This window comes from Exiguobacterium sp. SH5S4, assembly GCF_004337045.1.
GTDB classification, from domain to species: domain Bacteria; phylum Bacillota; class Bacilli; order Exiguobacteriales; family Exiguobacteriaceae; genus Exiguobacterium; species Exiguobacterium aurantiacum_A.
In genome coordinates, this window is the sequence record NZ_SJUQ01000003.1 from 54,139 (window position 1) to 78,911 (window position 24,773).

The 24,773-nt window shown below is 50.4% G+C and carries 21 protein-coding genes and 1 other annotated feature; of the genes, 12 read left to right on the forward strand and 9 right to left on the reverse strand.

The annotated features are described in order from the left end of the window. The first annotated feature begins 6 nt into the window (after positions 1–6). From EVJ32_RS02725 to EVJ32_RS02735, 3 genes are read left to right on the forward strand one after another with little or no spacing between them, the layout of a single operon-like run. Entirely contained in the window at positions 7–711 is a 705-nt protein-coding gene (locus EVJ32_RS02725; protein ID WP_131456441.1) for an ABC transporter ATP-binding protein, read from the forward strand. Then, the gene (locus tag EVJ32_RS02730; protein ID WP_131438910.1) at positions 708–1,481 is read left to right on the forward strand and encodes an ABC transporter permease; all 774 of its coding nucleotides are present in this window, start codon (positions 708–710) and stop codon (positions 1,479–1,481) included. The genes EVJ32_RS02725 and EVJ32_RS02730 overlap by 4 nt, the downstream gene beginning before the upstream one ends. After that, a complete protein-coding gene (locus tag EVJ32_RS02735) occupies positions 1,478–1,840 on the forward strand; it encodes a VOC family protein (RefSeq protein WP_131456443.1) in 363 nt (120 codons plus the stop codon). The genes EVJ32_RS02730 and EVJ32_RS02735 overlap by 4 nt, the downstream gene beginning before the upstream one ends. 38 nt (positions 1,841–1,878) lie before the next feature. Here the strand turns inward: EVJ32_RS02735 and EVJ32_RS02740 are convergent, their stop codons facing one another. Together EVJ32_RS02740 and EVJ32_RS02745 are read right to left on the reverse strand one after the other, a co-directional pair. Next, the gene (locus tag EVJ32_RS02740) at positions 1,879–2,394 is read right to left on the reverse strand and encodes a hypothetical protein (protein ID WP_131456445.1); all 516 of its coding nucleotides are present in this window, start codon (positions 2,392–2,394) and stop codon (positions 1,879–1,881) included. A 132-nt stretch (positions 2,395–2,526) separates the two neighbouring features. Continuing rightward, on the reverse strand, positions 2,527–2,868 hold the full coding sequence (locus EVJ32_RS02745) for a nuclear transport factor 2 family protein (protein ID WP_070328502.1): 342 nt from the start codon (positions 2,866–2,868) through the stop codon (positions 2,527–2,529). Positions 2,869–3,333: 465 nt separating this feature from the next. Between EVJ32_RS02745 and EVJ32_RS02750 the strand changes: the two genes are divergently transcribed. The 5 genes from EVJ32_RS02750 to EVJ32_RS02770 are packed head-to-tail and all read left to right on the forward strand — an operon-like array spanning position 3,334 to position 7,924. Further along, the gene (locus EVJ32_RS02750; protein ID WP_131456447.1) at positions 3,334–4,344 is read left to right on the forward strand and encodes a siderophore ABC transporter substrate-binding protein; all 1,011 of its coding nucleotides are present in this window, start codon (positions 3,334–3,336) and stop codon (positions 4,342–4,344) included. Between the two features lie 12 nt (positions 4,345–4,356). Then, on the forward strand, positions 4,357–5,361 hold the full coding sequence (locus tag EVJ32_RS02755) for an ABC transporter permease (protein WP_131456449.1): 1,005 nt from the start codon (positions 4,357–4,359) through the stop codon (positions 5,359–5,361). Continuing rightward, the gene (locus tag EVJ32_RS02760) at positions 5,358–6,419 is read left to right on the forward strand and encodes an iron chelate uptake ABC transporter family permease subunit (protein WP_131456451.1); all 1,062 of its coding nucleotides are present in this window, start codon (positions 5,358–5,360) and stop codon (positions 6,417–6,419) included. Before EVJ32_RS02755 ends, EVJ32_RS02760 begins: the two co-directional genes overlap by 4 nt. Further along, on the forward strand, positions 6,416–7,168 hold the full coding sequence (locus EVJ32_RS02765; RefSeq protein WP_131456453.1) for an iron ABC transporter ATP-binding protein: 753 nt from the start codon (positions 6,416–6,418) through the stop codon (positions 7,166–7,168). Before EVJ32_RS02760 ends, EVJ32_RS02765 begins: the two co-directional genes overlap by 4 nt. A gap of 21 nt (positions 7,169–7,189) precedes the next feature. Further along, complete coding sequence (locus EVJ32_RS02770) at positions 7,190–7,924, forward strand: FAD-dependent oxidoreductase (RefSeq protein WP_131456455.1); 735 nt, start codon at positions 7,190–7,192, stop codon at positions 7,922–7,924. A gap of 100 nt (positions 7,925–8,024) precedes the next feature. Here the strand turns inward: EVJ32_RS02770 and EVJ32_RS02775 are convergent, their stop codons facing one another. The 5 genes from EVJ32_RS02775 to trpE form a co-directional block, all read right to left on the reverse strand. Next, a complete protein-coding gene (locus EVJ32_RS02775; protein ID WP_070328512.1) occupies positions 8,025–8,465 on the reverse strand; it encodes a small multi-drug export protein in 441 nt (146 codons plus the stop codon). An 18-nt stretch (positions 8,466–8,483) separates the two neighbouring features. After that, on the reverse strand, positions 8,484–8,732 hold the full coding sequence (locus EVJ32_RS02780; protein ID WP_131456457.1) for a hypothetical protein: 249 nt from the start codon (positions 8,730–8,732) through the stop codon (positions 8,484–8,486). Positions 8,733–8,836: 104 nt separating this feature from the next. Further along, a complete protein-coding gene (locus tag EVJ32_RS02785; RefSeq protein ID WP_236639468.1) occupies positions 8,837–9,880 on the reverse strand; it encodes a Fic family protein in 1,044 nt (347 codons plus the stop codon). Positions 9,881–10,167: 287 nt separating this feature from the next. Beyond that, positions 10,168–10,746, reverse strand: a complete 579-nt coding sequence (locus EVJ32_RS02790) for an anthranilate synthase component II (protein ID WP_131456461.1) — start codon at positions 10,744–10,746, stop codon at positions 10,168–10,170. Continuing rightward, a complete protein-coding gene (gene trpE, locus EVJ32_RS02795) occupies positions 10,743–12,074 on the reverse strand; it encodes an anthranilate synthase component I (protein WP_131456463.1) in 1,332 nt (443 codons plus the stop codon). The genes EVJ32_RS02790 and trpE overlap by 4 nt, the downstream gene beginning before the upstream one ends. Before the next feature lie 53 nt (positions 12,075–12,127). Beyond that, positions 12,128–12,350, reverse strand: a binding site (T-box leader). A gap of 273 nt (positions 12,351–12,623) precedes the next feature. On the opposite strand from trpE, the gene EVJ32_RS02800 reads away from it, so the two are divergent. The 3 genes from EVJ32_RS02800 (at position 12,624) to EVJ32_RS02810 (ending at position 18,149) form a co-directional block, all read left to right on the forward strand. After that, on the forward strand, positions 12,624–12,998 hold the full coding sequence (locus tag EVJ32_RS02800) for a nuclear transport factor 2 family protein (protein ID WP_131456465.1): 375 nt from the start codon (positions 12,624–12,626) through the stop codon (positions 12,996–12,998). A 148-nt stretch (positions 12,999–13,146) separates the two neighbouring features. Further along, entirely contained in the window at positions 13,147–14,469 is a 1,323-nt protein-coding gene (locus EVJ32_RS02805; protein ID WP_131456467.1) for an Ig-like domain-containing protein, read from the forward strand. A gap of 641 nt (positions 14,470–15,110) precedes the next feature. Continuing rightward, positions 15,111–18,149, forward strand: a complete 3,039-nt coding sequence (locus EVJ32_RS02810; protein WP_131456469.1) for a hypothetical protein — start codon at positions 15,111–15,113, stop codon at positions 18,147–18,149. Between the two features lie 162 nt (positions 18,150–18,311). Here EVJ32_RS02810 and EVJ32_RS02815 read toward each other — a convergent pair whose 3' ends face one another. Next, complete coding sequence (locus tag EVJ32_RS02815; protein ID WP_131456471.1) at positions 18,312–21,359, reverse strand: right-handed parallel beta-helix repeat-containing protein; 3,048 nt, start codon at positions 21,357–21,359, stop codon at positions 18,312–18,314. Positions 21,360–21,657: 298 nt separating this feature from the next. Between EVJ32_RS02815 and EVJ32_RS02820 the strand changes: the two genes are divergently transcribed. Next, positions 21,658–24,246: a hypothetical protein gene (locus EVJ32_RS02820; RefSeq protein WP_131456473.1), complete on the forward strand. Its 2,589-nt coding sequence runs from the start codon at positions 21,658–21,660 to the stop codon at positions 24,244–24,246. An 86-nt stretch (positions 24,247–24,332) separates the two neighbouring features. Here EVJ32_RS02820 and EVJ32_RS02825 read toward each other — a convergent pair whose 3' ends face one another. Continuing rightward, positions 24,333–24,608 carry a hypothetical protein gene (locus EVJ32_RS02825; protein WP_070328525.1) on the reverse strand — a complete coding sequence of 92 codons (276 nt, stop codon included), beginning with the start codon at positions 24,606–24,608 and terminating at the stop codon, positions 24,333–24,335. Between the last annotated feature and the right edge of the window lie 165 nt (positions 24,609–24,773).

The following is a 24,773-nucleotide window of genomic DNA, read 5'->3' on the forward strand; positions in this document are numbered from 1 at the left end:
AGGCACATGCACATTATCGAATTCATTGGGGTCAGTCATAACGACATCCTACATAACATCACCGGCTACTTCCGCGAAGGCCGGATCACGACGTTCGTCGGACCGAGCGGCGCCGGCAAGACGACGTGCCTGAAGCATATTAACGGGCTACTGTCGCCGGACGCGGGCGACATTTATTTCAAAGGCGAGAACATCCGCGATATCGATGTCATCGCGCTCCGGAAACAGATCGGCATGGCGTTCCAAAGCGCCCCGATGATCGACGGGACGGTGTACGACAATTTGAATTTGCCGAAAGTGATTTTCGGGGAGACGCTCGACCGGGATAAAGCGACAGAGCTGCTCGGAAAAGTCGACTTGGACGGCATCTCGCTCGACCAACCGATCAAGACGTTGTCGGGCGGGGAGCGGAGCCGGGTCGCCATCGCCCGGACGCTCGTCAATAAACCGGACGTCTTGCTGTTAGATGAGATCACGTCGAGCCTCGACTACCGGACGGTGAAAGAGATCGAGCATTTGATCGTGCGACTTCAAAAAGATTTCGGGGTCACCGTCATTTGGATCACCCACGACCTCGATCAAGCGAGACGGGTCAGTGACGACATGTGGTTTTTACGGAACGGGGAATTGATTGAGTTCGGAGACGCGTCGTTCATCGACGAGTCGGACAATCCGATGATCGGACGTTTCGTCAGGGGGGAAGAGCTATGACGTTCATCGAACTGATGACTTCCTTGATTTTTGTGGCGATTCCGCTCGGGTTGGCGTTGTTTTTGAAGCTCGGTCTCGAGCGTGACATCGTCATCGCGACGGTACGCTCGATCATTCAACTGTTGTTGATCGGCTACATTTTGACGTTCGTCTTCGAGAGCGATACCCCGGTGTTCATGCTGCTAATGATCCTCCTCATGATTGGCGCGGCGACGCAAAACATCATCAAAAAAGGGGACGGCATCCCTGGCATCACCTGGATGATCGTCCTCACGCTCGTCACGGTTGAATCGCTGACGATGGGGCTCATGCTCGGGCTCGGCATCATCCCGTTCGAGCCGGAGAAAATCATTCCGATCAGCGGTATGGTCATTGGCAACTGTATGGTGTTGTCACTCCTGTTTTTGAACAAGTTCAAAGACGAGGTCGAACGAAGCGACGAGGTCATCGAGCTCATCCTGTCGATGGGCGGGGCACCGAAAATCGCAATCGAGCGGAGCTTGAAGAACGCCATCCGGACGAGTATGATCCCGACCGTCGAGGCGCAAAAGACGATGGGGCTCGTCCAGCTTCCGGGCATGATGAGCGGTCTCATCATCGGCGGCGCCGACCCGATGGAGGCGGTGTTGTACCAACTGCTCATCTTGTTCCTCATTTTGACGACGGCGACGATCTCAGCCGTCATGGTCGGCTATATGTCGTATCCACGCTTGTTTAACCAAAAACTGCAGTTCATCGGATTGACGTATCGGAAGGGGAAAACGACATGATCACAGGCATCCATCACGTCCAAATCACGATCCCAAAAGGTGAAGAAGCGAGGGCACGCGCGTTTTATTGCGATATGCTCGGCTTGAATGAAATCGACAAACCGGAGTCGCTTCAAGGACGAGGCGGGTTTTGGCTTCAAGTCGGCGACCAAAGCGTCCATGTCGGTACCGAGGACGGGGTCGATCGGCTGAAAACGAAAGCACATGTCGCCTATACGGTGACTGATCTAGCGGAATGGGGACGGAAACTCGAAGCAGAAGGAATCGAGCGGATTGAAGGGATTCCAATCCCTGGATTTGACCGGTTCGAGTTCCGCGACCCGTTCGGCAATCGGGTCGAGATGATTCAGGCGATATGAGAAAAGGGAGCGCCCAAGTGGGTGCTCCCTTTGTCGGTTCACGAGATGCCGAACAGTTCCGTGACGGCTTTCCAGCTCGATGGGTAGGCGTTGCTGCCGGAATGCTGATGGATCAGTTTCCCGTGACGTTTCACAACAAGGCTCCACTGCGTCCCATCGGTGGTGTAATATCCTTTTTCTTCAAACACTTCAGGCCAACGATGTGAGGAGAGGGCGACGAATCGTTCGTGGACGCGTATCGCATCCTCCTTTTCGTACCAACCTGAGCTTGGGATTGCTACGCTCAAGTCGTAATCTTCGCGCCAAATCACTTCTCGTTTGACCGACCCGTCTTCAAAGAACGTCAACGTGGACTCGTTGTGGACACCGAAGCCACCGACGGAGAACGTGACGGTGATGGTCGGTTTCTTTTTACGGATGGCATCGAGCGGGATCGTCGGCTCGAACATCAATTTCTTTCGGCGTGACTCCATAAGCGCTAACTTCTCTTCTAACGTGGCTCTCGGTCGTCGCATGACCGGTTCAAAGTGATTGCGTGTGCTATATGTATTCAATTTTGTCGACCCTCTCTTTTGGTGTCATTCATACGTGAATTATAGGACATCCGGACAAGGCGGGTGAGTAAAATAAAGGGTAGGGTGAATAGAAAAAAAGGGGGCGCTTAAATCGGCGCGCCCTATCTATCGTTATTGTGCAGGTGTCCCTTGATGGAATCGCATTTTCCATACGCCGTCAATCCTGACCCAAATCGAGCTGCGGAGAGCGGTCTTCTCAGTCGCGTGATTCTCGGTTCGATACGTAGCGAGCACGACATCGTCGCGGATGACTTCGAGGTTGAAGTCGGACAGTGTGATGTCAATCTCTCCAAGGTCCATCGTATTCGTGTCGTCTTCTTTGTATAAGACGCGACCGGAACTCCCGATTTCAAAGAAATCTTCGGTCAACAGTTCACGCAACCGCTCGGGCGATGTCCGAACTTCCGTCGTCAATAAAAGGCGTTCTTTCTCTTCGATCAATGGTGCGAGCATTCGCATCACTCCTTTCTAAAAACGTTAGCCGTGTACCGTATTCGTTTTCCCGAAATTCATGACGATGACACCGAGCACGATGAGTCCGATCGCAACTGTGCCGAGATATATACGGGTGTCGACAGAACAAGGGAACGCAAACACAGAAGCTTAGGAAAATGATCAAATATCTACAGCATTCTCAAACGAAAACGAGACAAGAGAACCTGAAACCTAACCTTTCAGAAAGTGGTCGAGCACCACTTTCTTTTTATTTTGCGTTAGATAGTAGGAAAAATATTACCAATCTCTTTTTGAAAATTTAGCATTGCGCATCCTTTTTTTGTTTGCTATGCTTCTCAATGAAAACGACAATGATAATCATTATCAATGAGAAAGTATTCCTGTGACTTACATAGACAAAATCAACAACCGGGATGCCGTTCGATTGAGAAGGTTGTCAGCGTACTCAATACATATAGGGAGATGGAAAAAGTGGGGAAATTGAAAGCATCAATCATGGCGACATCGCTCGTCTTGTTACTCGCGGCGTGCGGGAACGAGAATGAGGCGAAAAATACGGGCAACGCGGAAGCGGAAGCGACACCGAAGACGGTCGAGATCACGGACGCCCATGGCAAGATCGAAGTACCGGTCAACCCGGAGACGGTCGTCGCACTCGACAACCGGACGTTCGAGACGCTCGCAGAGTGGGACGTCGAACTCGCGGCGGCGCCGGTCGGCTTGATGCCGGCTGAGTCACCATACGTCAAAGACGAAGACATCGTCGACGTCGGCATGCACTTCGAGCCGAACTTAGAAGCGATCGCCGGAGTCGATCCGGACGTCGTCATCGTCGGTCAACGTTTCGCCGACTACTACGAGGACATCAAAAAGTTGGTCCCGAATGCGGCCGTCATCGACTTGAACATCGAACTTCCAGAAGATTCAGGCACACCGGGTGAGATTTTAGTCCAAGGACTTGAAGACACGACGCTCACGCTCGGTCAAATCTTCGACAAAAACGAAGAAGCGGAAGACATGGTCGCTGACCTCGACAAGTCGATCGAAGACGCGAAAACGGCTTACGACGGTAAAGCATCAATCATGTCGGTCATCGTCTCGGGCGGAGACATCGGGTTCTCAGCGCCGATCAGCGGCCGCGTATTCGGACCGATGTACGACATCTTCGGCTGGGTGCCAGCACTAGAAGTCGAGAAGACGACAGGCGACCACCAAGGCGACGAAGTATCGGTCGAAGCGATCGCCGAGAGCAACCCGGACTGGTTGTTCGTACTTGACCGCGACGCACCGCTCGCTGACGCGGAAGGCGCAGTCCCGGCTGAAGACGTCATCGATAACGCACCTGCACTTCAAAAGACGACAGCCGTCAAGGAAGACCAAATCGTCTACACACCGAAAGACACGTACTTGAACGAATCGATTCAAACGTACTCGGAATTCTTTGAGAGCGTCGCAAAAGCGCTCGCGAAGTAACGGGGTCACGTTGTGCAAAATCCAATACTAGACAGGGTTGAGACGAGTGCTCAACCCTCCTTTTCTAACATTTGGACGAAGTCGTTCATCTTTGCCATGCTCGTCGTCCTGATGCTTGCGATTCTATCGCTCTTCACCGGTGTATACGACATTAGTAAAGCGGACGGCTTCGATATGTTTTGGATCACGCGGGTCCCGCGGACGGTCGCGCTCATGTTGACTGGTGCCGCAATGGCGATGGCGGGGCTCGTTATGCAGTTGATCACGCAAAACCGATTGGTCGAACCGACGACGACCGGCACGATTGAATGGGCTGGTCTCGGGTTGTTGGCAGTCTACTTGTTAGTCCCGGCACCGTCACTCATGATGCGTATGACGGGAGCAATCGTATTCTCGTTTATCGGAACGATGGTATTCTTTTGGTTTTTACGGTCGGTCAAACTTCGTTCGTCCTTAATCGTCCCGATTATCGGACTCATGCTCGGGGCGGTCGTCTCGGCCGTGTCGACGTTTCTTGGATTGTTCTTCCGGGCTAGCCAGACGCTCGAAGGCTGGTTCGTCGGCTCGTTCGCCTCGGTCCAAGTCGGACGTTATGAATACTTATGGCTCATCATCATCGCCACGTTCTTTATTTTCTTACTCGCGAACCGGTTGACGCTCGTCGGACTCGGGGAAGATATTGCGACGAGCCTTGGCGTCAACTACAACTTATTGATGTTGATCGCAACCGGCTTGATTGCGTTATCGGTCGGGGTCGTCGCGACCGTCATCGGTAACTTGCCATTCCTCGGCTTGATCGTCCCGAACCTCGTTTCGATGTTCCGCGGTGACGACCTCCGCAGCAACTTGCCGTGGGTGTGTGTCATCGGGATGGGGGCGATCCTTGTCAGTGACTTGATCTCCCGGACGATCATCATGCCGTTCGAGTTGCCGGTGTCACTCATTCTCGGGACGGTCGGCTCGGTCGTGTTCATCGCGATTCTGTTGCGACAACGGAAGACGGGAGGTGTACGATGAGTACGGTCATGGAGAGAGAAACTTACGAAGAAGACGTTCGTCCGCTAAGCGGGAAAGAGCGGAGCGCGTCTGCGTTTCGCTCAAAAAAAGAAGAACGCCGCTATTGGGTGTTCCTCATCGCTTTCATTATTGGGGGTCTGTTATGCGCGTTCGGTCTTCTCGTCTATAACAATCCGGTCCCGTTCGACTCACCGTCATTCATGCCGGTCGTCGAGCGCCGTGTCGTCGCCGTCATCACGATGGCGATTGCGGCACTTTGTCAAAGTCTCGCGACCGTCGCGTTTCACTCGGTGACGAACAACCGCATCATCACTCCGTCCTTACTCGGGTTTGACGCGCTCTATTCAACGATTCAAACGAGTATGATCTTCTTCTTCGGGGCTGGGGCTTTGGTCGGTTTCAGCGGGACGGGTGCGTTTTTGAGCCAAGTTGCCGTCATGGTGCTGATGAGTCTTCTGTTGTACGGCTGGCTGTTATCGGGAAAATACGCCAACCTCCAACTGATGCTCCTCATCGGGATCATCATCGGGACCGGGTTGAACTCGGTGTCGACGTTCATGCGCCGCATGCTCGCACCGTCCGAGTTTGATCTGTTGCAGGCGCGTCTGTTCGGTTCGGTGACGAATGCGGACGCCGCCTACTTCCCAATCGTCATCCCGATCGTTGTGGTCGTCGGTGTCTTGCTTTACTTGTTCTCGAACCAGTTGAACATCGTCGCGCTCGGGAAAGACATGGCGACGTCGTTCGGGGTGAACCATCGCCAAAGCGTCATCTATACGCTTATACTCATCTCGCTCTTAATGTCAGTGTCGACGGCCTTGATCGGACCGCTGACGTTCTTCGGCTTCTTGGTCGCGACGCTCAGTTATCAGGTCGCGGCGACGTATGACCATAAATACGTCTTCCCGATGGCGTTCGCGCTTGGCTTCTTCGTACTGACGAGCGCATATTTTTTTATTTATCACATTTTCAATGCACCGAGTGTCGTGTCCGTCATCATCGAATTGTTCGGCGGTGTGATTTTCTTAGCGGTGATATTAAGGAAGGGGTCCCTATGATACAAATCGAGCAAGTAAAAAAATCGTATACGGACGACGTCCAGATCGGGCCGCTCGACCTTCAAATCCCGAAAGCTGGATTCACGTCGTTGATTGGTCCGAACGGGGCCGGCAAGTCGACGACGCTCATGATGATTGGCCGTCTGCTCAACTTGGACGAAGGACAGATCCAAGTCGCAGGGATGGACGTGTCGAGCACGAAATCGAAAGACTTGGCGAAAATCATCACGATCTTACGGCAAGAGAACCATTTCGTGACGCGTCTCACCGTACGACAACTCGCCGGGTTCGGCCGTTTCCCGTACTCAAAAGGGCGGTTGACGCAAGAGGACGAGCGCATCATCTCGAAATATATCGACTTCCTCGACTTGACGAGTTTGGAGCACCGTTACCTCGATGAACTGTCGGGCGGTCAGCGCCAACGCGCTTACGTCGCGATGGTGCTCTGTCAGGAGACGGAATACGTGTTGCTCGACGAGCCACTCAACAACTTGGACATCGCCCGCTCGGTCCAGATGATGGAGTACTTGCGCCACGTCGCCGACGAGTTCGGCCGGACGATCGTCACCGTGCTCCACGACATCAACTTCGCGGCCAAGTACTCGGACCGGATTTGTGCGATGAAAGACGGCAAGATCGCCGCCTTCGGTACGGTTGATGAGATCATGGTCGCCGAGACGCTATCCGATATCTTCGAGACGAAGCTTGAAATCATTCAAGGACCATACGGACCGATTGCGGTCTATTAATAGAAGGAAGGAGTGACGACGATGCAAATTTACTGGACGCCAATCCTGAAAATCGTGAACGAAGCGCCGGATACATACACGTTCCAACTCGAGCTGCCCGACGGCTTCACGTGGGACGAGGGGGCGCATACCCACTTCGCTTTAGAAGGGTTCAACAAAGAAGACAGACCGAACCGGAGCTTGATTCGCCACATGTCGATCTCGACGTTGCCGCGTGAAGGCGCGATCGGTATCACGACACGGATCAAGCGAGAGTGCTCCGAGTTCAAGTCGATCTTGCGTGATATGAAGATTGGCGAACAAGTCGCCATCTTCAAGACACATTCGAACGTCCCGCTCCAGCGTGACGGGAAGAACGTCTACCTGCTGTCGGCTGGCGTCGGGCTCGCGACGTTCCGCCCGATCGTACTCGAATACTTACAGAATGGGGCAGGTATCCCGCATCTCCATTCGTTGAACGTCGACACGTCAGCGAACTATCTATTCAACGACGTATTTACGTCATCAAACAGCTTCACGGCAGAGTTTGTCGCCAATCGTTCAGATTATTACGCGGCGGTCGAGATGCTCGCGACCGATCAGGATGGTTTGTATTACATCGTTGGGAGCGACGACTTCTTGCGGGAGACGATCGCGACACTACGTGAGCGAGGCATCGCACGCGATCAAATTATGCTCGACAAGCATGACTTTCAGTTGGATGAGTTTTTAGCAGAAAGAGACAAAAACACGATCTCTTCTTCAGGCAAAGGATAACGATTGAGCAATCTCGTGCAATCAAAAAAAGGGTGCCGATTCATTCGAAAACAGAATGAGTCAGCACTCTTTTTCATTTGCTATGGACGTCAGGCATGCCTCAGATTGTGAACTCGATCCCTTTTGAGGTGAGCCAAGCTATTAACACGCCATACCCGAATATACTGATGGCTGAATAGATGAGAAGTGTAGAGCGCCTCATCCCAATCGAATGACCAATCACGCCAACTACCCATGATCCTAATAGAGGCGTGACGAGGATGATGGACCAACTGCCATGTTCGCGCATTAAATGACTAAAACGGTGTTTCTCTAGGCGGTCTAACCAGCCACTAAGACGTTTGAATCGATGAAGCCAATCGTAAAAATAAGCGAGCAGAGGAACCGGCAAGAAGTTACCAAGCCCGGCCCAAAGGACGGCAGAGACGCCGTCGAGACCGAGTAACATCGTACTCGGGATGGCTAAATAGATTTCGAACATAGGGAAGAAGCCCATGAACCATGCGGTCGCAGACAGGCTAATGTATTCAAATAGATTCATTTTGATTCTCCTTTATGTTCAATCGTTTGACCACTTGTCTTCACGGTGAATGCCTAAATTCAAATTATTGAATACTTCAATTGAGCCTTTCACATCAGTCCATTCTTCTAATAAATAATCATAGAATCGTCCTTCGTTTCGAATCAATTTCTTTGAGTTGGGCGGGACATCCTCGAGAAAGAGCTCCATCTGATATTCATTTTCCACGTGTACATAATAGTGTAAATCACCGATGAATCTTGGGTCTTCAATCACTTCGATTTTCATCAGTCCGCGTTCCTCGGCATTCGAGAGTCGCATTACAAAGAGCCAACAATACATACATTCTTTTCACTTTGACGGTCTTTACTAAAAAACACGTCTCGGAAGAATTATTGCTTAATCCATTTCGCACTCCGGCCGAGTCCAGACGGAGCGATTTCCCCTTCATCCCGCAATTCCCGAAGGACACGGTTGATGGTCGCCTCACTAATGTCGGGGCAGGCGCTTCGGATATCCGACTTGGTAAACGGTACGATTCTCCCTTCTACGAATCGTCTAATCCGACTACTCTTACTTTGACTTCCTGACGTGACGAGTCCTACACGATCTTCTAGCTCTTTATATGCGGCAAGAATCACGCTCAACAGATAATGAATCCATGGAAAAGGGTCTTGTTGATTCTCATGCCAATCGATTGAGGACAATCGTAGGGATTCATAGTAATCTTCTTTTCGTTCCTCGACAATCTTCTCGAGACTAATATAGCGACCGACCTCGAAGCCGAATTGATAGAGCATCAACAAGGTTAAAAGACGGGCGATTCGTCCGTTCCCGTCATTGAACGGATGGATGGATAAAAAGTCGAGGATGAACATACTCGTCAAGATGAGCGAATCGACGTCTTCATTTTGCCGACGTTCTTTTACACTGTCACATAAGGCCTGGACAGCCGCTGGGGTCTCAAAGACTGGGACTGGTACGAAACGCGTCCGGCGCGTGCCATCAGGGAAGGTCTCACTGATTTCATTATCGACATTCTTCCATCTCCCGCCCTCAATCGGAACAAACTTGTAGAGCTCTTTATGGAGCTGAAGCAATATGTTCGGGTTGATTGGGATGTCCTGGGCTGAGGCATGAATCAAGTTCAATACATCCCGGTATCCGGCAATTTCAGCTTCCGAGCGGTCGGCCGGGTCAGAGGTCTTCGACATGATGGTGTGTAGGCGGCTCTCGGTCACGACGATTCCCTCGATTGCATTGGAAGCCTTGGTCGATTGGATGACAGCCACGTCACGCAAGGTGTTCAGAATTTGAGGCGCCTGTTGTTTATACAGGTCTTGTTTGCCTTTGTATTCATTGATGTGGCCGATCAATCGTACGGTCTCCATCGGCAAGGAGAGATTTCTTAAATACTGATAATCGTAATTTCGCATAAGAATCACCCTCATTCATTATCAAAATTGATTAAACATATTCATTTCATCAATTTTTGACTATGTTTAGCTATAATATAACCTATTTATGATGAGTTTAAAATATTAAACATACTCATTCTCTTAATGTATGACTATGTTTAGGGATAGATGAGTTATATTTCAAATTATGAACGTGAGTGACATGAAAAAGCGCATCTCCGATTTCAACGAAGACGCGCTTGGTTCATATGATTCATCGTATGTGTAGCATCAGACTTCTTCATCATTGTACGGAAGTTCGACATTCAGACCGAGGACACGTTCCCCGGTCTTTTTGTGTGACAAATCGCGACGAACCGTTCGAACAGGTCTCGTCCGTCCGGTGTCCCGATCGACTCGGGGTGGAACTGGACGCCGTACGTCGGATGTTCGGGATGCTCGAGCGCCATGATGACACCGTCCGCAGTCGTTGCCGTCACGACGAGTTCCGTCGCTTGGACGACGAGCGAGTGATAGCGCATGACGTCCATCGGCTCGCCGTCAAACAAGGCACCAGGTGTCGTCTCGATCACGGACGTCTTGCCGTGCATGACCTCACGGGCCCGGCCGACCGTGCCGCCGAACGCTTCGGCGATGACTTGATGACCGAGACAGACACCGAGAATTGGGATCTGTCCCGACAGCTGCCGGACGACGTCGAGGGAGACACCGGCGTCACCTGGACCACCTGGACCAGGTGAAATGATGATACCGGACGGGGTAAGGGCGCGAATTTCATCGACCGTCAGCTCGTCGTTACGGACGACCAAGACATCGCTGAACCGGGCGACGTCTTGATAGACGTTATACGTGAACGAGTCGTAGTTATCGATCAGTAAAATCATGCGAACACCTCCAACAGGGATTTGGCTTTATGCAGCGTCTCTTCATATTCCGATACCGGATCCGAGTCAAAGACAATGCCGGCCCCGGCTTGGACGTACGCCGTATCGTTTTGGACGACCATCGTCCGGATGGCGAGGGCGAAGTCGAAGCCGCCCCGGACGTCGAGATAGCCGACGGCCCCGGCGTATACTTCACGTTTCACCGTCTCGAGCTCATCGATCAGCTGCATCGCCCGAATCTTCGGTGCCCCGGAGACGGTGCCGGCCGGGAGACAGGCCCGAAGTGCGTCGATCGGGTTCAAGTCGTCACGCAGTTCGCCTTCGACTTCGGAGACGAGATGCATGACGTTTTTGAAACGCTCGACTTCCATCTGTTTCGGGATCGTGACGGTGCCGACTTTGGCGACGCGGCCGATGTCGTTCCGGCCAAGGTCAAGCAGCATCCGATGTTCGGCCAGCTCTTTCTCGTCTTCAATCAAGTCGGCGGCGTGGCGCATGTCTTCTTCGACGGTCTTGCCGCGCGGGCGCGTACCGGCGATCGGGTTCGTCGAGACGCGGTTCCCTTCGACACGGACGAGACTCTCAGGCGACGCCCCGAGGACGATCGCTTCGCCGAGGTCGATGTAGAATAAGTACGGGCTCGGATTAAGTTTTCGCAGCGTCCGGTAGAAGTGGAACGGGTCACCGGTGAACGTCGCGTCAATCCGTTGCGACAACACGAGTTGGAACACCTCGCCGGCAAGGATTGCTTCTTTCGCTTTCAAGACACGCTCGATAAATGCGTCCTTGTCGGTCAAGATCCGTTCGCTCGTTCGGACGACCGGCGCGAGTTCATGCGTCTTCGCCGTCTCGAGCTCGATTTTCAACTGTTCGAGCCGGGCCGCTCCGTCGCTGTCGCCGGTGTCAATCAAGATGACACGCTCCTCGAGATGGTCGTATAAGACGACCGTCTCATAGCGCTGGAACAACGCGTCCGGCAAGTCGCGCGTCTCGGTCGGCGTGTTCGGGATCGGCTCATACGTCCGCAGCAGGTCGTAGCCGATATACCCGACGGCGCCGCCGATGAACGGGTAGGGCGCGTCTTCCGTGTCGCGTTCGATCAATGTGGATAAGACGGCGAGCGGGTCGTCCGCCTGGGTCGTGCCCGTTGCATCGGTCACGGTGTTGCCGTCGACACGGATCGTCTCGACCGGATTTGCCGCGATGATCGAGTAACGTCCGTGTTTGCCTTCAGCCCGGCTCTCGAGCAGTATTTTCCGCTCTCCTTGCAACCGGTGGAAGATGGCCACCGGGGTCAGTTCGTCGCCGTTGATGATCAGTTGTTCCATGTAATCTCCTCCTCCAAATAAAAAAGTCCCCCGCCCGACATGTCTAAATAGACATGAAGGACGGGAGACCCGTGGTGCCACCTTCGTTGGGGGAGTTCCCCCCACTCATCGCGAACGATCATTCGCTGTCCTCGGTAACGGGAGGACCCGTCAGAGCCTACGTATCGGTCTGAACGCTCAAAAGCCCATTCACGCGAGACACGTCACCGGTTCGCATCGACCACCGGCTTTCTGGAGACGTTCCTTCGCGCTACTCTTCTTTCTCATCGCGAGTTCGTATAATGTTATCGTTACTTTAACGGGATGAAGTGAGATTGTCAAGGTCTATCCGAGAGTTGCTGATCCGTCTGCTGTTTCCCGATGAATGTATAGGCAATCGAGAACGAGATGACGGGGAAAATTAAATTCCAAGAACTTAAGCTGATCATGCTCCATTCATAATGAACCGTCACCGGGGCGCGCTGATGGACGCGATCGAGGACAGATGCAATCGGCTCGGTCGAATGAACGAAATTGTGCTATGATGTACGGTGAAAGGAAGGTACAGCTATGGAAACACTCAACATGAAACAACTTTCTGACGACCGGTCCGCGTCTCAAACGGCGGGCGACCTTGACGCGATGCGGGGCATCATGCACGATGAATTCCGCTATGTCGACTCGAGCGGGCGTCAGTTCGATAAAGAGACATTTTTAGATCAGTTCGTCGACCCGGCCGCCATTCAATGGATCGCCCAAGAGACGGTGACGTTCGACGAGACGATCAAAGGTGAGCTCGCCGTCGTGCAACTGTTGCTCGAGGAGCGGTTCATCCTTGGGACGAACGCTTACGAGGGCCGATTCTGGGCACTGCACTTGTACGTGAAAGACCAGGATACGTGGCTCTGGCAAGGCGGACAAGCGACGATGATTCACGAGACGTGATCAGGCATCTCCAGCGATGGAGATGTTTTTTTGTGTGCTGAAGAGAAATGTGCACCTAAAATAGAAAATTATGTACCTATTTTTAAAAAAATCCATTAAAATAAAGCTGTTGTCTAATTCGATACATTATTTAGGAGGAATTCATAAAATGAAACAACCGAAATACTTAGCGCTTTTCCTCGCCGGGACACTCGTCATCGGTGGCTTTACACCGACGTTCGTCGCGGCTGAAGGAGACACGACGACTGTCGCCGACGTGACGGCACCTGCTGCGCCGGTCGTAGCGGCACCGTTCCATACGTCGACGTCGCTCACGATTCAAGGGGAGATCGGTGCAAAAGCTGAAATCCTTGTCGCTGGGAAAACATACGAGCGCGTCATCCGTACGAACGGTGAAGCCGTGTTCACGATGTCCCCACAACCAGTCGGCCGCGTCATCGATGTCCGTTTAGTCGATGCGAGCGGGAACGCAAGCGCTGTGACACGCGTCATCGTCGCGGAAGACCCGGCGGCACGTCCGGCGGCACCGGTCATCAATCCAGTCGATAACTCGGCTCGTGCGATCGAAGTGAAAGGTACACCAGGACTCGCCGTCACTGTGACGGTCGGGGGCAGCACGTTCAACGGCTCGTTCGACGCGAACGGGAACTACCGCCGTGTCATCGCGCTTCAAAAAGTCGGTACCGTCTTGACGGCGCAGGCGAAGACGGCGAACGGTGCGATCAGCGAACTCGTCAAATCGACGGTCGTAGCGGATAAGGTCGCACCGAGCAAGGCGCGCCTCACGCAAGCGGTCACGACGCTTTCGAACGGGATTGCCGGAACGGCAGAGCCGCTCGCGACGGTCATCGTGACGATCGACGGGAAAGCGTACACGGTCCCGGTCATGTCGACAGGGAAGTTCGTTCTCCCGATCCCGAAACAACCGCTCGGCAAGAAGATGTCGCTCGTCGTCCGTGACGGTGCCGGCAACCGTAGCGCATCAGAGACGCTCACGGTCCAACACGCACTCTTCAACAACTTCCACCGTGTCAGTGACGAAGAGGGAAATCGTATCGTCGTTCATAAGGAAGTGTTCGCGGCGGATGGTTCGACTCGTTACAACGAGACGTTCGCACCGTTCTTCTTCGAACGCCCGACGAAAGCGAGCATGGGCTTCCTCTTGCAGTACTATGCGGAAGACGGTGAGCCGCTCGAATTCGAGAAGCTCCGTATCCGTGTCGGTTCGGCATCGTACGTCCATACGATCGATCCGTTCGATGTCGACTATATAGAGTACGACGATGGAACGGTCGACGAGACGTATTGGTTCATTCCGGATGCGAAGATGATTGCGTTCATTAAGCAACACGTCCGTCCAGAGAACCGGATCGTCATCACCATCGAAGGCTACGAGTATGAATTCGAATGGGCGCTCCTCGGAGGCGAGAAACGGGCCTTCATTCAATCGCTCCAATACGCGGGTTACTAATATAGAAGAAAGACGTTTTTCATAAGCTACGGACCAAACCGGTTCGTAGCTTTTTTTGTGTATAATTTGCAACCGGACTAGTCAAAATGTATTCCCCAAATTTCAAACTAGTCTTATTGAATCAGTTTTAAAAGTTTGGTCAATGTAAAAATAAGGGTTAATTTATTCCTTATTTTGATACAATCTAAAATTAGACATGGTAATTATATGAGGAGGGAATAAAAGTAAAATTAAATACATTTAAAGGATTAATCATATCGAAAAATGTCGAAATGGCGTTATATCGGCGTTTTTCGACGGTTTTCGACATTTTTAAAAGTGGGTAATGTGATATTGAATTATCTCGCAAACCCCAAAATTCAAAATTATTCCCATTTTTGCAAAAAAAACGCTTGTGCTGATTGGAAGCGTTATGTATATTATGGATGTAAGGTTTTCCAAGTTCATACTTGGTAAATTGTTCAAGAGTCACATCTTGAAAAATACCTATCAGTTTAAGTGAAACTCAAGACCTAAAGGATCAGGTTGGATAAGTCGTTCGAACGAATGGCGTATACATATGGAATCGTTTAGTGGGGGGAGCGTAGCTTGCAAGCTGGTAGAGCAAAATCGCAACATACCAAAGGGAGGATTTACACAAGATGGCAAAGAAATCATTCAAGCTAGTCAAAGCGTCAGCAGCACTTGCTGTGACGGCAGCAGCTCTTACTCCGGTAATGGCAGCAGAAGCTTCAACTTCAACAGTAGAACTTAAAGCTGAGGTCGTACTCGGCGGCAAGTTCAAAGAAGCGCTCGCGCTTAACACGCCTAAAGGTGTAGAAATCAAATGGGGCAAACACCTCGTTACTGCAATCAACACATGGCAGACAATTAAAGGCCAAGGTTCTGATGGCAAGACTTACATCAAAAAACTTTACGCTCGTAACTACCCACTTTACATCTTCGATCAAGATCTTGGCGAAGTAAAAGCTGGTTCTGAACTCGAAAAACCATCGATTCGCGTTATGTACCGCGACGGTAAAGTTTACACACAAGCTCCTGAGCGTTTCACAATGAGCTCAACTTACAACACGAAAGATGCAGGCGAGCAAAAAGTCCTCATCTCTTACAACCACAACGGTAACCGTATCACTTCGTTCTTGACTTACACAGTTAAAGATACTGCTGGAGCAATCTCTTCTGCAAAAGCTTTGGGTAAAACAACTGTAGAAGTAGCTCTTAACCAAGAAGTAGATGCTGTATCAGCTGCTAACTTCTCAATCGCTGATGCTAACGTTACAAGCGCGACTCTTAAAGCAGACAAGAAAACTGTAACTCTCGAAGTTTCAGGTCTTGACTATGCTAAAGACTATGTCGTAGCTGCTAACAACATCATGGTTAAAGGTGAAGCGAAAAACTTCGGTTCAAAAGCGTTCAAATCACTTGCTGTAAACGAAGTGTGGAACCTTAAAGTAACACCAAAATCATCTAGCCTTGTTGCAAACGGTTCTGACAACACAGAAGTTATGCTTGAGCTTGTTGACGTTGCTACTGGCCGCGTTGACGCAGGTGCAGACAACATCGTTCTCGACTTGAACGCTACTTTCGGAACATTGTCTTCGAAACGCGTGACGATCCAAGACGGTAAAGCTACTGTAGTCTTGACTTCTGAGTTCTCAAACACAGGCGTCACTTCAAAAATCGATGCGCAAATCATCGAAGCTTCAGGCGACTACAAAGCACTTATCGGTAAAGTTGCTGGGTCAGCCAACGTAACGTTCGCTACTGCTTCTAACGGTAACGTAGAAACTGTAACGCTCATCGCTGCTGAATCAAACCAAGCTGACCGTTTCACACTCTTCTTTGATAAAGCGGTTTCGCTCGATCACTTCGTTAAGCAGTCGAATGGCAAATACCTTTATAAAGAAGTTAAAGGTACTAACGAAACTACATCGGTACCAACAGGTGCAGGTGAAGCTTACCGTCACGCATTCCTCGTTGATGGTGCTGAAGAATCTGTAGAAATCACACAAAATGGCAAGTCGTTCCAAGTTAAAGGATTCAAACCTGTTGCAGGTAACCCGAAAGCAATGGAAGTCATCCTTGACAAGACAACACCGTTCACTGACAACGCACGCGTTGAAGTTGAAGTTAACACAGTTAACTCAATCTCTAAAGTGACGAAGTCTTCTGCATCGTTCGTTGTTACAGACGCACGTAAGCCTGAAGCTACTTCAGTTGCACCTGAAGGATTGAACACGTTGAAAGTGAAGTTCTCTGAGTCAATCGCGGGAGCAAACTTCTTGCTTGATGGACGTTTCGTTGAAGGCACGCACTTCGATGTGGCAATCGGCGACTACAACCCGGTAACACTTGCTGACAACCGTGATCTTGCAACACTTTCACTTAAAGCAGCTTACAACGAAGGCAAAGCTACATCTGTAGCAGGGTACTTCGGAGCTGGCCAACACTCGGTTCAGATCTCTTCAATCGCAGACTTCGCTTATGCGACTGACCGCAACAACCTTGGATCGACACAAAACTTGTACTTCGACATCGTTTCTGATCCAGCTAAACCGACTGCATCTGTTTCTGTTGAATCTCCAGAACAGTTCCGCGTGAAGTTTGATAAGTCTGTTGCGCCAGTAGCTGCTTCTGAGTTCGTTCTTCAACGCCTCGTAAACGGCAAATATGTTGATACAACTAATGTTCCTTACGAAGTTACACGTGTCTCAGCAACTGAGTACGTAGTAGAGCTCACTGAAGACTGGACAAGCATCTACAAAACGAGTTCGTCGAACAAAAACTACTACAACGATGATTACCGTATCTTCGTCGCTAAAGATAGCGCAACTAACATTGCGAACGGTCTTAAAAACGAAGATCTTGCACTCGACTTGAACTATGCAGGTTCACTGCTTAACACACCAGATGTGACAAGCCCAGTGATCTCGCAAATCAGCCGTGTAGATATGACGCGCTTCTTCGATGTCACGATGAGCGAGCCGGTTAAACTTGTAGACCAAGATGATGCAGGTAACACACTTGCACAAAAACAAGGTCCACTTACTCGTACAACTGCTCAATTCATCGGTAAAGACAAAGATGGGAAGACTGTAACAATCGATGGTGTTGTACCTAGTTATTCTAACAACGCAAGCGGTATGGACAACGTCCTCCGTGTCGAGTGGAGCAACGTACAAGGCGCTCTCACACCACAAGCTGTTGTTGATGGTGGCGGATCGACTGAATGGACACTCGTTGTTCGTGCAATCTCTGACGATGTCGGTAACACAGCTGCTTCGGCTACGAAGTCGTTCACAGTTGCTAAATCACCAGCTGCTAACACGCCATTCAAATTGACTGCTGTACTTGGTCAAGATAACGAAGAGCGTCAAGACACAGTTAAGCTCACATTCTCTGAAGGTGTACAAACTGCAGGAATCAGTGATGCTACAAACCCAGCACAATACACAATCAACGGTAAGACGCTTCCGACAGGAACTTCTATCCGCGTTTCAAACGAAGATGCTATCGCTGGATTTGAAACTGTAACAATCGAACTCCCAGACGGAACTTTGAGCAACAAAGCTAAAGAGTCTAACGTCATTACAGTCAACAAAGATCTTCTTTCGCACGATGGATCGAAGTTCGAAGGTCCGGTCGAAAACACATTCAAGTTGATCGATCACCAACTGTAATTAATTGCTGACCCTCCCTTAGGGTTAAATAGAGCAACGTCTTCGGACGGAGCCATCTTGGACCGCTGACACATCATGTGTCAGCGGTTTTTGTTATATGTTAGAAGCCATAGGCAATAGCCCTCGTTTCAGATTGTCTGAAACGAGGGCTATTTGATTCATTTATTCTTGATTTCCTTCAATTTCTTGTTGCCTTGCCTTTACCCATTTCGTGAACGCACCTTCCTTCACTTCTTCAAACGTATGCGTAAAGTCAATGAAGTCGGCGTTTGCTCCGTTTGCATGTGAGTGTGAAATCGCAGCGATCGGTTCCTTTAACTCGCCCCCATCAAAATAGAAGTGTGATCGCGTTGACGCGTCTTCGATCACTTCAATCCCGACACCGAACTCTGTGTTTCCTTCTGTAGTCAGTCCGTAAGCGGTGACGTGTGAGCTATTCGCCATCACGCCGCCGACTCCGTTGTTACGGGAAGTGACGTTCTTTAGAACGGCGTCACCTTTGTTAATAATATTGATTCCGTAACGGGGCGCACCTTCGACAGTTAACTGTTCGATTGAACCTGTATAAGAGCCGCGATTCAATTGGATCAAATCGTCACCATCAAAATCGTTTGCCGCTGTCAACGTCCCATTATGTTCCCCACGAAGCACAACTTCTTCTGACAATTCAATCGTCTTGGCGACAGGGTGTTTTCCATTGATGACGATTTGATTGAATGACTCGACAGAGGAGGTCGCTTGCTCAATGTTTGTGAATCGCTCAGTCGTTCCGTTTCGTTTTAACTTGTAAATACCTTCTTGTCGGACCCACTGCGTTTCTCTTGTGACCTGATCTTCGCGTGCTACAAATTCGTCGGGCAACGAGAGTTCGATTTTTGAACCGCCTGTTGACGTGACGATAGGTGTTTCTTCTGTCATTGCCGCATGTTGTACGGTGACGGATGAGGCGTCCCCATCGAACCAGTTCTCGATTCGGATAGCAAGGCCTCCATTATCTTTCGTATAAAGGTAATCAATGTTCAAGTCTGCGTTTTCGACAACTATGGCGCCCTGTTTATTGTCGACGAATGTGACATGTTTTAACGTAACGTCATCTGCTCGTGTGACGAGTAGGCCAGCTCCGTTTCTGTGTGAGAATGAAATTCCTTCGAGTGTGATTGGATGGTTTGTCTCTCGGACGATGAAGAGGAAACCGTATCCGTGAGCCTCGATTTCATTGAACTGTTCAGAAGCTCGGATGGTCGCTCCACGAGATGACTTGATATGCACTCTTCGCGCTTGCAACGGCTCGTCTATTTCGACGTCTTTCTCTAAATAGACGATATCGCCGTGATTGATTGCCTCTTGCAACGAATCACGTGCGAAAAATGTTCTCGGCATTTCAGGGAACAAATCACTTTTTATTGAGGAGAAAATGCCTTCCGGGAAGACGGGTAACTGAATACTTTCTTCGAAGTTCATTTTTTGATTGTTTAAAAGTGATGGCTCTTCGAGATAGACGGTCCCTTCTCCCATGAATTGAATTTGATGACCGCCCGTGATAGGTTCATTCACGGTTAGCGTCACGTCTTTTGGGACATGGATATACATATGTTTCTTCGATTCAAATCCACCAATTGTCACATCTTCCCACGCGATAAAATCTGAGTCAATCGAAGTCTTGTAAAACTCAAACAATTCTTCGGTTGTAGAACTCGTCTCTTCTTCTGGCGGGTCGATCGGTTCAACGATTGGCGGTGTGACGACAGGCGGTGTAACAACAGGTGGTGTTAGTACGGGTGTCTCAATCGGTGGTGATGGCGGTACGACTTCCTCTTCCGTGACGTCGTTTTGACCGACTTCTGTTTTCCTGGTGTCGATTGTTCCTGTATTCGCTTCGGTTGCTTCGACATGATTAACTTTTGGTACATCGAGGGTAAGTGGTGCTTCCCCGTCTAAGACGACACGTTCAATTGAAGCACTTCCTGAAACCCGTATCGCGTCCTGACCTTTTCCTTTCACCGTCATGGTCGCTATCGGCACGTGCAAGACGACGTCTTTTACTCGTTCACCGAGTTCGAGGGACTTCACCATTCCACTGCCTTCTACTGTCAAGCGGTCCTCGGCTTGAATGCTATTGATTGTACGATTTTTTCCGATGGATAGAACCGTCTCGTTTGTGGCAACTAATTGGTCGACTGAGGCATCCAAATCAATCACACTTTTCTCGCCGCTTATGCCTACTTTTTTAAGTGGTTGGATAGATTGAAACTTAGCAGAAGCGTTAAATTCAACCGTATCGACCGTGGCGTCTTTGTTCACGGAGATTGTCGTGTCGGCGGCAAGCACTTTTAGCCGTGCGACGGTTCCAGAGACTTCAACATCGAGTCGGGCTTGTTTTGTCTTCATAACTAAGTCACCAATGGTTGATTTTCCTGTAATCGACAATGTGCGTGACGCGTTATGAATGGTCGATACATCTCCATTTAAATGAAGCGACGTCACCTGGTGCCCGCTCAGGACGTCTTGGATCCGTGCAGCCGCCGTCGATTGAATCGATGTGTTGGCGAATGAGCGAACTTCATTCAAAACGGTGTTACCTCGGGCTTGTAGGCGTGTGTTCGTCCGTTGCAAATCGATGGAGTCGAACGTTCCGGCTTGAATGATAATCCTCGATAAAGGTGCTGATTGTCGTTGGCTCGTTTTAGGCAAAGATGCCTGACTGAGCTTTTCAGCGTTTACATTCACGAATTGAGTCGTCGCATTGGCATGATTCGTCAAATACACATAGTTAACGGCTTTCACGTTTTGGAGGATGACGTTTCGTGCGTTGATTCGAATCATACCGGAAAAAGATTGATGGAGGCCGTTCAAAGTGATTGGATGATTGAAATTTTTTCCGTGTTGGTTGATCTCGAGTCCGATTATTTCTTCAATCTTCCGATTCTCAGAATAACGAACAGCTAAACGAGCGTTCGTTAACGCTTGTTGATTTGCTTTGAAAAAGGCAGCTTGGTCTTTTGTAATCCGAAAATGTGTTTTTCCTAACCGAATCGCCGAATCATTGATAACGGTGAGGTGATTAAGTGGGAACGTCTTCAAGGATTGGTTTTGTTTGATTTGTGAGACGGGATTACTGACAGAAGTAGCGAATGAAGGGATAGGTGAAGACGTTAAAAGCAATGAAGCAATCGCTAGTCCGCTTGTGACTTTTGGCAAATGTTTTGGCATAAAAAATAATTCCTCCTAGTATGAATAAATGGTCATATAAAAGGGATTATAAATCATAAAAAGGGATAAAAGGGGAATTAATGACGTTTAAATTGGAAAAATAATGTTTTTTAAGTTATGAGTCATTAGTGTATAAATAATTTTCTAATTTAAGGGATTTTCATAAGAAAATAAGATGGATTAACATAAGTGAATTAAAAACACAAAAAACTATTCCCCTTTTCTAAAAAAGCAATTATACTTTTTTTGTAATAAAAAATATCATTTCCCATAATTTTAAGAAAAGAGGAAAACATACGTGAAACGAATTATCTTTTTGTTGGTTCTCTTCTTGGTTGCCTCCGGCTTCGCTTTGCCAAGTGCGAACGCCGAGACGACCAATGAGCCGATCCCAGGGCACCACCGGATCTCAAACAGCCCTTACGTCTTACTAAACGACTGGACGGCGCTATATGAGCCTGCGACCGGCGAGCGCATCCCGCTCGAGGAGACGCTAGACATTATGCGTCACCATGACGTCAATAGCTTCGCGAGTATTGATGGTGACCACGTCGTCATCTTGAGAAGTTGCTCGGGTTGTTCCACGACGAGTTACCTCATCGGGTTTGACGGCAATGTCACCACGTTCTGGTTCGATGAAGACGACAAATTGCTCGGGGCGGATATTGAGAACGACCGTTTGCTCTGGTACAAAGACGGCAAGACCATCATGACAACACTCAACCGCGACGTAATTTGGGAAAAAGACCTTGGTACACGTTACGTGTCGTTGTCGACAGATCGAAAAACGGTGCTCGCCGCGTCGAGCCACCTCGAGACGGTCGACCACGTGTCGGCCGAGACGGGCGCGACGCTCTTTACTCGGACGTCACCCCGTCAACTGAACCCGATCAACAAAGTGCTCACATTCGAAAAGACGACCGTCTATGTGACAGGTTATTCGAACGAGGCCCACTACATTTACAATGAAACGACCGGTGCGGTCACCTTGACGACACGAAACCACTCACGGACCGAATACGCGATGTCGAACGGGGCGCTGCACTGGACCGGACAAAAAGCTTACTCGGTGCACGATGTGACGACCGGCGAAACCGAGACGTTCCAAACGGACACTGTGCCGCGCGTCTATAATGACGTCCTCAGTTTCACGGATCAGACGATGCCGATGGCGGATTACAAAAAGCTTCCGACGAAACTCGAACTCGTCGTCGACAAGCGTCAAAATCGCGAAGGGGACACGACGATTTATACGAAGCGTGACTACCCGGTCTATTTGAGCGCGACTTACCTGGACGGGACGACCGAGTCCATCTCGATTGAACGAGCGAAGAAAAATGGCCGTGATGAGCTGTTGACGTCGCCGTTCAATCGGAGCTATGCGACGACCGTCTATTACGATTTTATTTATCTGGGGAAAGTATTTAGCGGTAGTTTGAATACGACAGATGAAGGGACGGTCAGTTTAAATCGATTTGGTCTTGCTGGTGAAATTGTCGGACAGACGTCGCCGCGGGCAAGTGTCACCGTCCGTGTGTTGAAGTCAGAGACTGACGTGTTGACATACACGGCGAGTGCTGACGCGACGGGTGTCTTCCGTATGCAGACGGAGCGCCTGCTCCCGGGGACACCGCTCACGGTGACGTCGAATTCGAGCGGGACATACGTTTATCGGAAACCGTTCGTCGTGCCGACGCCGAATCCGGAAGCGAACACGATCACGGTCGTGAGCGATTCAGCGGAGGCAGGTGTCGTCTTCAAGACGGTGCCGAACGGGAAGATTGATTTGTACGTCATCGAGTATGCGCACCGCTACTATGACACGATACAAGCGGACGCGAACGGTATCGCCCGTGTGACCGATACGGTCGACCCGATCGCCAAGGGTGTCGAGATCCAGTACGCGCCGGCCGGGACGGAAGGAGCCGAGAAGAAGCTCGTCGTCTATGAACGGGCCGAACCGGTATTCAGTCTAGCCGGCACGCCGAACGAAGGAGATACGACACTCACGATATCTTCGACGGCAAAATTGACGACGTTCACACATTATATCAACGGAAAACACGTCGGGAATGGGAAGACGGTCTCGTTGACGACGCCATTAAAAGACGGGGACGTCATCAAAGTCGTCGCCAAAGCCGGTGACCGGGAGAAGACGCTCGAACATCGTGTCGCCGCAGTTGGTCCGACCATCCTCCAAGTGACGGACGTCGCGATGACGGCGACGCATACGGTCGTCAGTGTTCGCCGTGACACGCGCGCTGTGCTCCAATTCTTCATCAACGGGAAGTTGACGACGGCGACACCGGTCTCATCGACACGCTTCACGGTGCCGGCAAAACCGGGCGACATCGTCCTCGTCCGCTTGACACGAGGCGGGCAAAAGCTCGACACACGCCTCGCCCTCCCGCAAGTGACGTTCAGCAACATTCGTCTCCACGATGAACAGAAGACGTGGGTCGGCATGGTGCTCCCGAACAGTCGCGTCACGTTGCAGAACGGGACGAAACAAGTCGCGAGCGGCAAGAGCTCATCGACGGGCCGTGTCGTCATGAGCTTGGTACCGCAACCGCTCAAGGCGAAGATCACGCTCGTCAGCACACGCGGTGTCTATCGCTTCGTCCAGACGGTGAACGTGAAGGCGGGTCTTACCCCGGTCATGAAGGTCGCCGCCCCGACGAGTACGATGCGCACGCTTACGGTGAACACGAACGTCGACTACGGCACGATTACGGTCCGTCGCGGAACGACGCTGATCGCGACGAAGACGGTGACGTCGAAATCGACACCGGTCGCGATTGCGGCACAAAAGTCAGGCACGCGCCTGACCATCAAATTCACGACGCCGAAAGGGCGTACGCAGACGGTGTATGTGACCGTCCGCTAAACCGAAAAACGCCTGTCCGAATTGAAATCGGGCAGGCGTTTTCTTGTAAAGAAAAACGAGGCGCGTGAAGCACCTCGTTTGAAAAATTAATTGATGACCATGACAGACAGGCAAGACGTCGCCGCTTTGAGGCAGTCGCGCTGCGTATCGTATTTGGCTTTGACGTTCGGGAACCATTTCCAAAGCGCTGCCGAGTCGAGTGAATCGATTTGTTGGAATGGCTCGGCTAGCTTCGCTTGCTTACTGACGCGCAGCGTGAACGAGAATTCAGATGTGGCTGACTGGTGCAAATCGATCTCCGCGAGCCGCTGTAAATTTCGTTTATATGTGAATCGCTCGGAACAAGGGAGAAAAGTTGTCATGACCGCACCTCTTTCTATCAGTTTCTTCCACATCAGTATACATTAATACCCATAATTTGTCGCTTCTTTTTTTGTTTTTTTAGGTTGTGATTTTGGATTAATTGACGTTTACTCTTTTATGAATTCCAAATACAAGGAATTGAATAGTTTTACGAAATTACGTTT

Coding starts and splice junctions, on each gene's coding strand:
- EVJ32_RS02760 (WP_131456451.1), top strand. CDS start 5,358: ATGAGTACGGTCATGGAGAGAGAAACTTACGAAGAAGACGTTCGTCCG.
- EVJ32_RS02780 (WP_131456457.1), bottom strand. CDS start 8,732: ATGAAAATCGAAGTGATTGAAGACCCAAGATTCATCGGTGATTTACAC.
- EVJ32_RS02815 (WP_131456471.1), bottom strand. CDS start 21,359: ATGCCAAAACATTTGCCAAAAGTCACAAGCGGACTAGCGATTGCTTCA.
- EVJ32_RS02810 (WP_131456469.1), top strand. CDS start 15,111: ATGGCAAAGAAATCATTCAAGCTAGTCAAAGCGTCAGCAGCACTTGCT.
- EVJ32_RS02730 (WP_131438910.1), top strand. CDS start 708: ATGACGTTCATCGAACTGATGACTTCCTTGATTTTTGTGGCGATTCCG.
- trpE (WP_131456463.1), bottom strand. CDS start 12,074: ATGGAACAACTGATCATCAACGGCGACGAACTGACCCCGGTGGCCATC.
- EVJ32_RS02725 (WP_131456441.1), top strand. CDS start 7: ATGCACATTATCGAATTCATTGGGGTCAGTCATAACGACATCCTACAT.
- EVJ32_RS02735 (WP_131456443.1), top strand. CDS start 1,478: ATGATCACAGGCATCCATCACGTCCAAATCACGATCCCAAAAGGTGAA.
- EVJ32_RS02765 (WP_131456453.1), top strand. CDS start 6,416: ATGATACAAATCGAGCAAGTAAAAAAATCGTATACGGACGACGTCCAG.
- EVJ32_RS02775 (WP_070328512.1), bottom strand. CDS start 8,465: ATGAATCTATTTGAATACATTAGCCTGTCTGCGACCGCATGGTTCATG.
- EVJ32_RS02790 (WP_131456461.1), bottom strand. CDS start 10,746: ATGATTTTACTGATCGATAACTACGACTCGTTCACGTATAACGTCTAT.
- EVJ32_RS02750 (WP_131456447.1), top strand. CDS start 3,334: ATGGAAAAAGTGGGGAAATTGAAAGCATCAATCATGGCGACATCGCTC.
- EVJ32_RS02745 (WP_070328502.1), bottom strand. CDS start 2,868: ATGCTCGCACCATTGATCGAAGAGAAAGAACGCCTTTTATTGACGACG.
- EVJ32_RS02770 (WP_131456455.1), top strand. CDS start 7,190: ATGCAAATTTACTGGACGCCAATCCTGAAAATCGTGAACGAAGCGCCG.
- EVJ32_RS02800 (WP_131456465.1), top strand. CDS start 12,624: ATGGAAACACTCAACATGAAACAACTTTCTGACGACCGGTCCGCGTCT.
- EVJ32_RS02805 (WP_131456467.1), top strand. CDS start 13,147: ATGAAACAACCGAAATACTTAGCGCTTTTCCTCGCCGGGACACTCGTC.
- EVJ32_RS02785 (WP_236639468.1), bottom strand. CDS start 9,880: ATGCGAAATTACGATTATCAGTATTTAAGAAATCTCTCCTTGCCGATG.
- EVJ32_RS02825 (WP_070328525.1), bottom strand. CDS start 24,608: ATGACAACTTTTCTCCCTTGTTCCGAGCGATTCACATATAAACGAAAT.